9 protein-coding genes are annotated in these 12,141 nt (G+C 59.7%); 3 read left to right on the forward strand and 6 right to left on the reverse strand.

Annotated elements, in window-relative coordinates:
- Window positions 1–60: 60 nt before the first annotated feature.
- Window positions 61–1,686 carry a methyl-accepting chemotaxis protein gene (locus PSH87_RS12330; RefSeq protein WP_305433835.1) on the forward strand — a complete coding sequence of 542 codons (1,626 nt, stop codon included), beginning with the start codon at window positions 61–63 and terminating at the stop codon, window positions 1,684–1,686.
- A gap of 124 nt (window positions 1,687–1,810) precedes the next feature.
- On the opposite strand, the gene PSH87_RS12335 is transcribed toward PSH87_RS12330, so the two are convergent.
- The 6 genes from PSH87_RS12335 to PSH87_RS12360 form a co-directional block, all read right to left on the reverse strand.
- Window positions 1,811–2,185: a hypothetical protein gene (locus tag PSH87_RS12335; RefSeq protein WP_305433836.1), complete on the reverse strand. Its 375-nt coding sequence runs from the start codon at window positions 2,183–2,185 to the stop codon at window positions 1,811–1,813.
- A gap of 248 nt (window positions 2,186–2,433) precedes the next feature.
- On the reverse strand, window positions 2,434–3,411 hold the full coding sequence (locus PSH87_RS12340) for a D-glycerate dehydrogenase (RefSeq protein ID WP_017738636.1): 978 nt from the start codon (window positions 3,409–3,411) through the stop codon (window positions 2,434–2,436).
- Entirely contained in the window at window positions 3,408–4,700 is a 1,293-nt protein-coding gene (locus PSH87_RS12345; RefSeq protein ID WP_305433837.1) for an MFS transporter, read from the reverse strand. The genes PSH87_RS12340 and PSH87_RS12345 overlap by 4 nt, the downstream gene beginning before the upstream one ends.
- A 45-nt stretch (window positions 4,701–4,745) precedes the next feature.
- Window positions 4,746–5,687 (reverse strand): sugar kinase, encoded by a 942-nt coding sequence (locus tag PSH87_RS12350; RefSeq protein WP_017738638.1) that lies wholly within the window; start codon window positions 5,685–5,687, stop codon window positions 4,746–4,748.
- Entirely contained in the window at window positions 5,680–6,462 is a 783-nt protein-coding gene (locus tag PSH87_RS12355; protein ID WP_305433839.1) for a sugar phosphate isomerase/epimerase, read from the reverse strand. The genes PSH87_RS12350 and PSH87_RS12355 overlap by 8 nt, the downstream gene beginning before the upstream one ends.
- A 41-nt stretch (window positions 6,463–6,503) precedes the next feature.
- Window positions 6,504–7,547 carry a LacI family DNA-binding transcriptional regulator gene (locus PSH87_RS12360; RefSeq protein ID WP_305433841.1) on the reverse strand — a complete coding sequence of 348 codons (1,044 nt, stop codon included), beginning with the start codon at window positions 7,545–7,547 and terminating at the stop codon, window positions 6,504–6,506.
- Window positions 7,548–7,792: 245 nt separating this feature from the next.
- Here PSH87_RS12360 and PSH87_RS12365 point away from each other — a divergent pair, with 245 nt between their 5' ends.
- Complete coding sequence (locus tag PSH87_RS12365; RefSeq protein ID WP_305433842.1) at window positions 7,793–9,769, forward strand: hypothetical protein; 1,977 nt, start codon at window positions 7,793–7,795, stop codon at window positions 9,767–9,769.
- Between the two features lie 165 nt (window positions 9,770–9,934).
- Entirely contained in the window at window positions 9,935–12,001 is a 2,067-nt protein-coding gene (locus tag PSH87_RS12370) for a hypothetical protein (RefSeq protein ID WP_305433844.1), read from the forward strand.
- The last annotated feature ends 140 nt before the right edge of the window (window positions 12,002–12,141 follow it).

The raw sequence follows: 12,141 nt of genomic DNA on the forward strand, positions 1-12,141 counted from the left end.
CTGGCTGATCGTTTCGCGGCAGGGACGCTCGCAAACACTACTTCTGAGAGCACCCCCCCTATGTCACTTCGTCAGCTGAATATCGCCCCACGCGCGTTTCTCGGTTTCGCCTTCATTGCGTTGCTAGTGATTTTATTAGGGGTGTTTGCGGTCAACCGCATGACGCAGATACGCCAGTCTTCGGTGGACATGAGCGCCACGCAGCTACCCAGCGTCACGTCCCTGGGCATCATCACGGAAAACGTGCTGCGCCTGCGCATCCTGTCGTTTCGCGTGCTGGTCAACCGCGAGCCGGCCGCTTTGCAAGAAGCTGAAACCCGCATGAGCGCGCTGGGCGACAAGGTCAAGGCGGCCCAGGCCAGCTACGCGGCGCTGCCCGCCGGCCCCGAGGAAGCCGCGCTGTACAAAACCTTCGTCACCACCCTGGACAACTACTTCAAGGCCCAGGCCGAAATGCTGGTTTTGTCCAAGCAAGGCAAGGTCGAGGACGTGCGCCTGTTGATCAATACGCGGATCAAGGACGGCACTGACCTGATGGGCGAGCAGTTGAACAAACTGATCGCTATCAACGCGGCCGACGCCAAGGATGCTGACGCTGAAGCCGAGCACAGTTATCAGGGCGCTATCACCGGGGTGATTGCCGTGTCGGTGGTTGCCGCCGTGCTCACGGTGTTGCTGGCCTGGCTGCTGACCCGCAGCATCGTCACGCCCTTGCGCAAAGCCGTGGAAGTGGCCGAAACCATCGCCAGTGGCAACCTGAGCAAAGTCATCGAAGACGATGGCAAGGACGAGCCGGCGCGCCTGCTCAGCGCCCTGGGCACCATGCAGGCCAACCTGCGCCAGACCATCCAGCACATCGCCGGCTCGGCCACCCAGCTGGCCTCTGCGGCAGAAGAACTGAGCGCGGTCACCGAAGAGGCGTCCAAAGGCCTGCAACAACAGAACAACGAAATCGACCAGGCCGCCACGGCGGTCAACGAGATGACGGCGGCGGTGGAAGAAGTGGCGCGCAATGCGGTGTCCACCTCCGAGGCCTCCAGCCAGTCCAACCAGGCGGCGCGTGAAGGCCGCGACCGTGTGGTGGAAACCGTCGGCGCGATCCAGACCATGACCCAGGATGTGCAAAACACCTCCGTGTTGATCGAAGGCCTGGCCACCCAAGGCCGTGATATCGGCAAGGTGCTCGACGTGATCCGCGCGATTGCCGAACAGACCAACCTGCTGGCGCTCAACGCCGCCATCGAAGCGGCGCGTGCCGGAGAAGCCGGGCGCGGTTTTGCGGTGGTGGCCGACGAGGTGCGGGCCCTGGCCCATCGCACGGCGCAGTCGACCCAGGAGATCGAGAAGATGGTCGCCGGTATCCAGAACGGCACCGGTGAGGCCGTGCAATCGATGCAGCAAAGCAATCAGCGCACGCAAACCACCCTGGAAATGGCCCGCGCCGCCGGTGTCGCGCTGGAGCAGATCACCCAGTCCATCAGCCTGATCAACGAGCGCAACCTGGTGATCGCCAGCGCTTCGGAAGAACAGGCCCAGGTGTCCCGCGAAGTGGACCGCAACCTGGTGAACATCCGCGACCTGGCGACTCAGTCGGCAGCGGGCGCCAACCAGACCAGCGCGGCGAGCCATGAGCTGTCGCGCCTGGCGGTGGATCTGAATGGGATGGTGGCCAGGTTCGTGATCTAACCGCCACTGCATAACCCTTGTGGGAGCTGGCTTGCCTGCGATAGCAACCTGTCAGTCAATGCATCATTGACTGAACCACCGCTATCGCCGGCAAGCCAGCTCCCACAGTTTTTACAGGGGTGTGTCAGGGCATCCGTGGGTTCAGGTGCAACCGCAGAAATTCGCCTTTCGAGTTCGGCGTGCAGATTTTGTAATAGATCAGGTGCACGGTGTCGGCGAACAGGTGCAATAGCGCTGCGGGAACCGGAATCACGGTCTCTTTGTCGGCGTGGGTGACGGTGACCACAATCAGCGGCTTTTCATCGGGGCCGCCGATGCACAGGCCAATGGTATCGCCGGGGGTTTGCCCTGCATAAACGGAGATGGTCACCGGCAAGGTGTTTTTATGCTGTCTGAGGTATTCATTGGTCACGCCAATCTGCGGAATACCCTCGGGAAGTATGACCTTGACCGGTGTTTCCAGCGTGGGTGCCTTTGCGACCTTTTTTGAAGTGGGCATGTCATCTCGCTCCTGTTCAAAGGGATGTCAATGCCAATTGAAGCGAGGTTTACCAGGCCTCGCTACTGTCAGTTCTCACAGCTTGTCAGCTCTGCACAGTAGGTGTAGCGCCGCATAATCTTGTGGGAGCTGGCTTGTCGGGTCGCCGCACCGCTGCGATAGCAATCTGTCAGTCAGTACATCGCTGACTGAACCACCGCCATCGCAGGCAAGCCAGCTCCCACAGTTTTTCAGCAGTGTGTCAGTGGTTATTGCTTCCAGGCTGCGCCGTTCACCAGGTTTTTCGGCCTTTCCCCGGCCAACGCTTGCAGCAGGTTATCCACCGCACACTTGGCCATCGCCTCCCGCGTCTCATGCGTCGCCGAGCCGATATGCGGCGTTGCCACCACGTTGTTCAAGCGCAGCAACGGTGAGTCGTGACTCAGCGGCTCACGCTCGAACACATCCAGCCCCGCCGCACGAATCGTGCGTTGTTGCAGGGCTTCCACCAGCGCGGCTTCGTCGACCACCTTGCCCCGCGAGATGTTGATGAAGATCGTGTCCGGTCCCATCTGCGCGAACTCTTTGGTGCCGATGAGCTTTTCCGTTTCTGCCGTCAGCGGCAATGTCAGGCAGACAAAGTCCGCTTGTTGCAGCAAATCCGCGAGGCTGCGGTACTGTGCACCAAAGCGCTGTTCCACCAGCGGCTTGGGCGAGTGGCTGTGGTAGATCACCGGCATGCCAAAGCCAAAATGCCCGCGCTGGGCCAGGGCTTCGCCGATGCGGCCCATGCCGATGATGCCCAGGGTCTTGCCGTGTACATCGCTGCCAAAGTGCGCGGGGCCGATGTTTTTGTTCCATTGGCCGGCGCGCACCATGTCGGCCAGTTCGACCACACGCCGGGCGGTGGCGAGGATCAATGCGAAGCCGGTGTCGGCGGTGGTTTCGGTGAGCACGTCGGGGGTGTTGCTGAGCAGGATGCCGCGTGCGGTCAGGTAGTCGAGGTCGTAGTTATCGACGCCTACCGATACGCTGGCCACCGCTTCCAGCTGCGGCGCAAGATCCAGCAGTTGTGCGTCCAGGCGCAGGCTGGCGCCGAGCAGGCCGTGGGCACCGGGCAGAGCGTCGCGCAGCTTGGCCAGGCCGCTGGCGTCCAGCGCTTCGATCAGGGTGACGTCGACCTGTTCATGCAGGCGGGCCATCAAGGGCGCGGAGAGTTTTTTGTACAACACGACAGACTTTTTCATGCGGTCTTGGCCTTCAATTCGAGGGTTTGCACCGGAGCGCGGTCGCTGGCGCCGGGCTTGAGGAAAATCGTCAACACCACCGACAGCAGCAGTGCGCCGCTCATCAGCAGGTACGAGGCGCCGGGCGAGCCGGTGCTGCTATTGAGGTAACCCACCAGGTACGAACCGCCGAACGAGCCGAGGGCGCCCATGCTGTTGATCAGCGCCATGGCGCCCCCGGCAACGTTGGCCGGCAGGATCTCCGGGACAATGGCAAAAAATGGGCCGTAGGGCGCATACATGCAGGCCCCGGCGATCACCAGCAGGGTGTAGGACCACCAGAAGTGTTCGGCGCCGAGTGCGTAGGAACCGTAGAAGGCGATGGAGGCGATCAGCAGCGGCGGCCATACAAAACGTTTACGTTTTTGCAGCTTGTCCGAGCCCCACGACACCACCAGCATGCCAATCACCGCCGCCAGGTAGGGCAGCGCCGACAGCCAGCCGGCCTCGACCATGTCCATCTGCAAGCCTTGCTTGAGGATCGACGGCAGCCAGAGCACAAAGCCGTACACGCCAATGCTCCAGCAGAAGAATTGCAGGGCCAGGATGATCACTTTGGGTGAGCGGAATGCTTCAGCGTAGTTCTTCACCGCCTTGATCCCGACTTGCTCGGCGGCCAGCGCGGTTTCCAGGTCCTGTTTCTCAGTGGCGCTCAGCCACTTGGCATCCTTTGGACGCTCATCGGCCAGCTTCCACCAGATAAACGCCCACAGCACGGCCGGCAGACCTTCAATGATAAACATCCAGCGCCAGCTGAAATGCTGCACCAGGTAGCCCGACACCACCGACATCCACAGCATGGTCACCGGGTTGCCGAGGATCAGGAAGGTGTTGGCCCGCGAGCGTTCGGCACGGGTGAACCAGTGGCACAGGTACACCAGCATCGCCGGCATCACGGCGGCTTCGACCACGCCGAGCATGAAGCGAATGACGATCAGCATGTAGGCGTTGGACACCACGCCAGTCAGCGTGGCCAAGCCGCCCCAGAGAATCAGGCTGACAAAGATCAGCTTCTTCACGCTGCGCTTTTGCGCGTAGATCGCCCCCGGCACCTGGAAGAAAAAGTAACCGAGAAAAAACAGCGCCCCCAGCAACGACGACATGCCGGGGGTGATCATCAGGTCTTCGGCCATCCCGGAGGCGGCGGCGAAGCCGTAGTTGGCGCGGTCCAGGTAGGCCAGGCTGTAGGTGATAAATACGATGGGCATGATGTACCACCAACGGCGGGTGGCGAGTTTCACGGTTTCCATGGGGTTGCTCCTGAGCTTGTTGTAGTTGTGGCAACAGGTAGTGGGTTAGGCAACGGCTTGAACGGGTAACTCTGTGCGGGTAGGCAAACCTTCCATATCGCCGCGGCTTTGCACGGCGCGGCTGCCGATCCAGTTGCCGCGCTGCACGGCCGCGGGAAAGCTGAGGTTTTCCAGGAGGGCGCTGACCATGCCCACGGCAAAACCGTCGCCGGCGCCAACGGTGTCGACGACCTTGGCCACGGGCACGGCGGCGATAAAACCCTGGTCCATGTGCGTGCGGTAGTAGGCGCCGTCGGCACCGAGCTTGATCGCCACGGCTTCGGCGCCTCGGTCGAGGTAGAACGCGGCGATATCCGCCGGGTCATCGAAGCCGGTGAGCAGGCGGCCTTCGCCCAGGCCCGGCAAGACCCAGTCGGCGAGGCTGGCGAGGGCGTTGATCTCGCGGATCATCTGCGCCTGGCTGGCCCACAGCGACGGGCGCAGGTTGGGGTCGAACGACACGCTGCGCCCGGCGCTGCGCATTTGTGTCATCAGTTCCACCGACAGCTCGCGGGTCGCCTCGGACAACGCCGGCGGAATCCCGGTGGCATGCAAGTGGCGAGCGTTGAGCAAGGTCGGACTGATCGCCGCAACCGACAGGTGACTGGCCGCCGAGCCCTTGCGGAAGTATTCCACCTGCGGGTCGGCACCGGCTTCTTCGCGGGACTTGAACTGGAAGCCGGTCGGATGCAGGGGATCAACGGCGACGTGCGTGCAATCCAGCCCTTCGTTTTGCAACGTATCCACCACAAAGCGCCCGAGTGAGTCATTGCCCACGCGGCTCAGCCACGCCACGTTGAAACCCAGGCGTGACAGGCCGATGGCGACATTGCTGTCGGCCCCGGCAATGCGCTTGTGGAACTGCGCGACCTGGGCCAGATCGCCCGTTTGCTCGGCGACAAACATCGCCATGGTTTCACCAAACGACAGAATATCGATCTCAGACATGGGCGTTCTCCGCACGCGGTTGGCCAAGTTGGGCGAGGGCAGCGACCTGTTGCGCGGTGACCGCGATCAGGTCAGCGCCTTGCAGCGGGAATTCCACCGCCCGGGTAATCCCTTGAGTCATGTGCTTGAGCAATTGTTCCCACAGGTGCAGGTCGGTGGCGCCGGGCGGTTGGGCCACGAGTTTGCCGTCGGCGCGGCGAGCCACCGCCTTGCAGTGCAGGTAATCCACATGCCGGCCGAGCAGGCGCGCGGCGGTGAGGGCGGATTGGTCCTGCCACTGCCAGTTGCCGATGTCGAAGGTCATCTTCACCGGCAGGCCCAGGCGTTCGACTTCGGTAAAGAAACGCTGCATCGGCTCGATGCGCCCGCCGTGCAGGGTCTGGTCATTTTCCACCAGCAACCGGACCGGGTGGCGGTTGAGCAGGGCGTGCAGGCTGTCGAGGTCGTTGGTGTCGGTGAAGTAGCCGAGGGAGACTTTCAGCCAGCGCGCGCCGAACGCCTGGGCGCGGTCGAGGGTGGCAGCGAGTTCGCCGCTGGGCTGGGCGCGGCCGGCGACCCACAGTTCCAGAGGCGAAGAGAAGACCGATTGCAAGTCATGCTGCGCGGCGGCCTGGGCCAGTTCGGCGGGCTGTTCGTGGGTGAGCAGCTCTTCACGCCATTCGATGCGCTGGGCACCGGCAGCGGCGAGCAGTTCGACAAAACTCAATTGGCCTTGCTCGCGGACCAGGTCGGCGCCGTAGCTGGAAAGGCTGATGGAGACGGGGTATTTATGCATTGTTGTTTACCTCTGAAACCGGTTTCATTTTTAAGCGAAAATCAAAATGTGGGAGCTGGCAAGCCAGCTCCCACAACGGATTGTGTTGAGCCTCGGATGATGAGTTCGGGCAGGAAATCCAGGGTGCGCGTCGGTTCGGTATCGCCGCGCAGGCGCTTGAGCAGGCACTCGAATGCGCTGGCGCCGATGGCTTCGGTGGGTTGGGCGAGGGCGGTAATGCCATTCCCTACCAGCGGGTACCAGTCCAGGTCATCCAGGGCGATCAGGCCGACATCGTCGAACAAGTTGCAGCCCAGGTTCTTGAGCGCGCGGGTGCAGGCCAGCGCGGCGACGCCGTTGGCGCAGAACAGCGCCTTGGGGCCGGGTTTGACGAGGAAGGTTTGCAGGTGATGTTCCAGTTCGCCGTCCAGTTCCACTACCGCACCGGTCAGCTGCGGGCGGCCCGCAATCTCAGCCTTGAAGCTGTCCAAGCGCTCCAACCGCGAACTGGTGCCATCGGTGGCTTCGCTCACCAGCAGCACGTCGCGATAACCCTGTTGCTCAAGATGCTCAACGGCCATGCGCACCGCCGCCGGGTTGTCCAAGCCCACCAGGTCGCTGTGCAGTGTCTCGACCTTGCGGTCCACCAGCACCAGGGGCATTTCCCGTTGCAGTTCCAGCAGTTGGTCGAGGTGATGGCCGAGGGTGTTCACGATCAGCCCTTCGATGTTGTACGAACGCAGCGCAGCAAGGTGCTGGCGTTCCTGTTCATCATCGCGGTCGGTGTTGCACACCACCAGGCTGTAGCCGTGCTGGCGGCAGGCGGTTTCGACGCCGTGCATCACGGCAATGGAATAGGGGTTGCGGATATCGGCGACGAGCATGCCGATCAGGCGTGTGCGCCCACGTTTGAGGCCACGGGCCATTTGGTTGGGGCGGTAGCCAAGTTGTTCGATGGCTTGCTCGATGCGCAGGGCGATGGCGTCGGAGAGCAGGGCGCGGTCGTCGCCGATAAAACGCGAGACGCTGGCTTTCGACACGCCGGCTCGCTCTGCCACATCAAGCATGGTTACGCGGCTACGCTGGGCGGCGGAAAATGAAGTCATGGCAGAGCCTTTCTTATTGTATGCGCTGGGATTGCGCTGAAACCGGTTTCAGAAGACATCAGCTACACGCAATCGTCAAGTTAATCTTCGGTTTTTTATAGTCGCAGTTATCCCGCCAAGCCGACGAACGGGTCGTTAGCCTGTTAGTTCTGACAGTAGTCGAGTCGACTGGTTTGGCATTTACTTTCCTCATAGGCGAATAGCTGCCAGGCGTTTACGACCGGCCACGCATCAGGAGAAAGAAAATGTCTGTATCCACACCTGCTCAGCCTCAACTAACACACAGTGGAACGGTCCTGGCACTTGGGCCGATGGAAATCCCGGGTGTTGATCCTCTCGACCCCGAAGGTTTGGTGCCCGTCCACCTGTTGCTGGCGGACTTGTTGGTGAGGGTGCCCATGTGGCTACCTGCGCCGGAGCCTGCAGACACCCCCCACAGGCTGTACCTCATCTGGCTGCGGGACGGTATCGAAAGGCAGGCCGATTTTGAACTCGTCAATGCGCCCCCCCCTCCGTTACCGCCCTTTATTGAAGTGCATGTGCCGTTGCTGATGCTGAGAGAGCGTTCAGGCACCGTGGATTTGTTTTATCGAGTGGTCGATTCGGAAGGGCAGATGAGTGAGCTTGACCCGAAGGTCACCTTGACCATCGATATGGAAGGGCCGGAACTGCTTCGACCAGATGATCAACTGAGCTTCGTGACGCCACCTGTTACAGGTATCGATGAGCCCTATCTCGCGAGCAATGACCCGGTAAGGTTCAACGTGCCGCCTTATCTGAGGCGAAGTCGCCGAGACCGTATTGAAATGTTCCTATCCAATAGTCCAAACCCGCCAGCGGACGGGCCTGATGGCGTTCACATACTTGAAAATATTTCAGACCCGCTGGTGGTTGAGCTGGCAGCTGACGCGTTTCGTAGGCTGAACAATGGGCCAGCTTTTATCTTTTATCGGGTGTTCGATAGGGCCGGTAACTTTAGTACACGCAGTGCCGGTTTGCCGTTTGTGTTGAACCTGATCGCGAGTCCGGGAGTACCGCTTGCAGCGCCTCGTATTCGGCCACCTGCCTACGATGACAACCTCATCAAGCGTGATGATGCGAGGGCAGGGGTTGTGGTGCTGATTGATCCTTACCTGAACTGGGCCTCAAATGATCGCGCCAGGGTGTTCTGGGATGATCGGCCAGTCGCCGATGTACCGGTGCTCGATGGCGTGGTGACCGAGGTGCTGATCCCCTGGTTAACCATGCGTGGCCCGTCGCCTGATCTGGTGGCGGAGGAGGTGCGAGTTCGTTACGAGATCATTCGTGGCCTCTCGACCTTCCCTTCATTTGCGCGACGTATCCAGCAGGATTTCAGGGTTGCCGGGCAGGATCATGCGGGAGCGCCCGCGCTGCTCAACCCCGACTTGCCGTTGGCTGAAGTGCGCGGCTTGGTGTCAGACGAACCCAATGTAGTCGATCATCGGGACCAAGACGTGGGGGCCCGTGCCCGTGTGTTTCTTTATGACGATCCACAGCCAGGGCAAGTGCTGCGGTTCTTTTGGAATGGTATCGGCCCCGTTGCAACCAAAACGGTGCAGCTGGGGGAAGTAGGGGGCCAATTAGTGTTTTCCAGCGTTATTCCTTGGGCGGTCGTGGAGGGCATCATCAACCCCGCGTTGCCCGTGTATTACACCACCGATAATGGCGTTAACCAGCAGCAGTCGGCAAACACCCTGGTCAATGTCAATACGGGCGCTGTGGCCAGTTTTCCTGCACCAGTTATTCGTCACACGCTTATCGGGGGGACAGGGACCTTCCTCACCTGCTGTTCCTCCCCGGAAATTTTTTTCGGCGTCACTTGGGAAGTGGTACCTCACACAGATTTTGCACTGAACGATGAAATCCGGTTTTTTACCCACGGCTATAACAATAACGGTTGGAATGATCCGGTTGTGGAGGAAAGCCGGTTCGCCGAGCGTCAGTCTTTTAGCACCCCTATGGACTTGGCGAATGGGCTGAAATTTATCGTCTCCCCGTACGACCCTGTGGTGTATTCGTTGCGCCTTAGAGGCACTGCACAAGCCTGGTATGAGGTGTGGCGCGGCCCATCGAAGATTGGTCAATCGGTCATTCGACGGTTCAGGGTTGATTTGGCTTACCCCTCCGGTGGGTTTTGCCAGGCGGGCGATGTCATCAACTGTTCGAGTGACGGTGTGCCGATGCTGATGGGACATAAGTAATAACGTGACGATGAAGTGCTTGGGATAAAGCGACTTTACGAGATCTGAAATCGGGAAGTGCTGTTTTTAGTCGGGTAAACAGTTGTAAAAAATGATCTGGGCTAATCGAATAGTATTATTGCTGTTGTTCGTCATTCCAGATAGGTCACTCAATGGAGATTAATGATGAACAAAAAAACGCGAGACTATTTTGCCAAACTCAATGCGGCAAAAAATCCGCCGCCGGCGGTGTTGGCGGAACTGGAGGCGCCGGAGTTTGATTTTGTTCCAGGTTTTCCGGGTTTGATTTACCGGGAGCAGGCCTTGGCCGAAAATATGGAGCTGCGTTTGCCGCGCTGGGAAGACTTCAGCACCGATCCTAGCAACCCTGATACTGTACGTGTGTATATAAAACCTGCGGATGATGCTGAATACGGTGACCCGTTCATCACGTTCCAATTTAGTTTTGATGCGACGCTTCCCCAAGACTTTGCCACCACGAATATCGTCCGAGGCAGGCGGCCCCCGGGCTTCTGGGACATAAAGTACGAGGTGTTTATCGTCCGTATTCCGAACTTGAGTGAGTCGGATCCGACGCGGCTGATTGTCGATACCGAAGCGCCTTATGCATCTTCTCCGAGTAACCCTCCCGCGGCCATTCGACCGGCCGGTGTGACACTGCCGATTGACTTGGCTGACTTCCCGGCCCCGCCCAATGATCGACTGTTTTTCTCGATTCCTGACTACGTTGCCCATGGGCGCGCACCAGGGGACACCCTGAGGCTGTATTACAATGGTTCTGATACTCCTTATGCACCTAATCCACCCTCTACCGATGTGGATTGGCCGGTTACAGATTTGAGGTTCCCATTGCCCAAAAGTGTCGTAGAGGCGGGGCCGGACGGCTTCAATACTCTCCGGTATGAACTGCTGGATGCAGCACGTAACGTGAGTCGGCTCTCCTCAACGCTCTCGTTCGACGTGGCATTGATGCCGGGCCCACGAAACCTCAGAGCGCCATTGATCAACAGGGCGTTTCCGGGTGACGGCCTGTTTGACCGGGTCGACGCGTCCATTGACTTCGGGATGATTGTGCGGATCCCGGCCTATGATGATTTTCAGCGGGGCGATGACGGGGATTACTTTGATCTCACGCTTTCGACGAGTGTCGGTACTGAAACCATCAAGGGCACCCCACTAGGAAGCACCAGCTTTCCAGTCCCTATTCCGGTTCCCTTCCATACATTGGTCACCCTCTATGGTGCCTCGACGGGGGACCTGCCGTTGACGGTTACGTACGTCATCAAACGTCGATCCGTTACGTATCCGCCTGCGCCGCCGACGCTGATCAATTTGAATCTGAAAGTGGTCGGCCCCGACCCAACGGACCCACCTGACCTGGTGAACACCGATCTGTACGCCGTCGTGATCAAAGGGGTGGATGCGAGCGGGGTCGAGGGTGATGACAATGAGTTATTGCCAATCCACGCCAACCGGCCAGCGAATGCCCATATCACGCTATGGGACGCAACGCCGACCCCTGACGCTGAAGATTTTGTCTTCCGACTTTTCTACGAGGGGGACCTGGCAGCCACGCGTACCATTACGGGGGGAATGGCCGGCCAGCCTGTCGTGCCACCGCTGCAGATTCCATGGGCGCTGATTGCCAAGCATGGTAATGCGCCGCCTCTGAAGCAGGTGTATTACACCATCAGCGCGCTAACCGGCACGAATCGGCAGGAGTCCGTTTTCACACTGGTGGATGTACAGGCCAATGTTCAGTCTCTCGCCCAGCCAGAGGTGCGCAACCTTGAGCTGGCTGGCGGTCCACCGGGCATCATCAACTGCAATACGGTGAGACCGTTGAACACGGATGGGAATGTCACGGTGTATATCCCGCCATCGAGCTTGTTCGAGCCGTTTATGGTGGTCCGGGTGGACTGGAAAGGCTACAGCGACAACACCGGCACGACTGAAGTAACGGCAGCCGCCGGTTTCACCAATTCCCTTCCGCTGACAGCGTCCATGATTGCGCTGGGGTTTGAGGTAAACCTGGGACCTTTCTCCACCATCATGAAGTTGATCCAGCCTGACCAGGGAGCACGGTTGATGGGGGCGGCACGGATCAACTACACGATTCAATTGCCGTCGGGACCGTTGACATCCAGTGACGCCTTGCACTTGTCGCGTGCGATCAAAGCCGGTGCTTCTCCCACCTACTGCGATAACACGCCGGTACCTGCGGCACCCTGAGTTGTTTTGGAAAAACGGCCAAGGAGCAGCCACGCTGCTCCCTGGTTTCGTGGTGTGACAGGCGAGGTCGAATCAACATCCTCAATCACACGTTCTCCATTGACTATTAGCAGAAGTACTTAAGATTAATCCTACATAAA

Source organism: Pseudomonas sp. FP453, from assembly GCF_030687495.1.
Lineage (GTDB): Bacteria > Pseudomonadota > Gammaproteobacteria > Pseudomonadales > Pseudomonadaceae > Aquipseudomonas.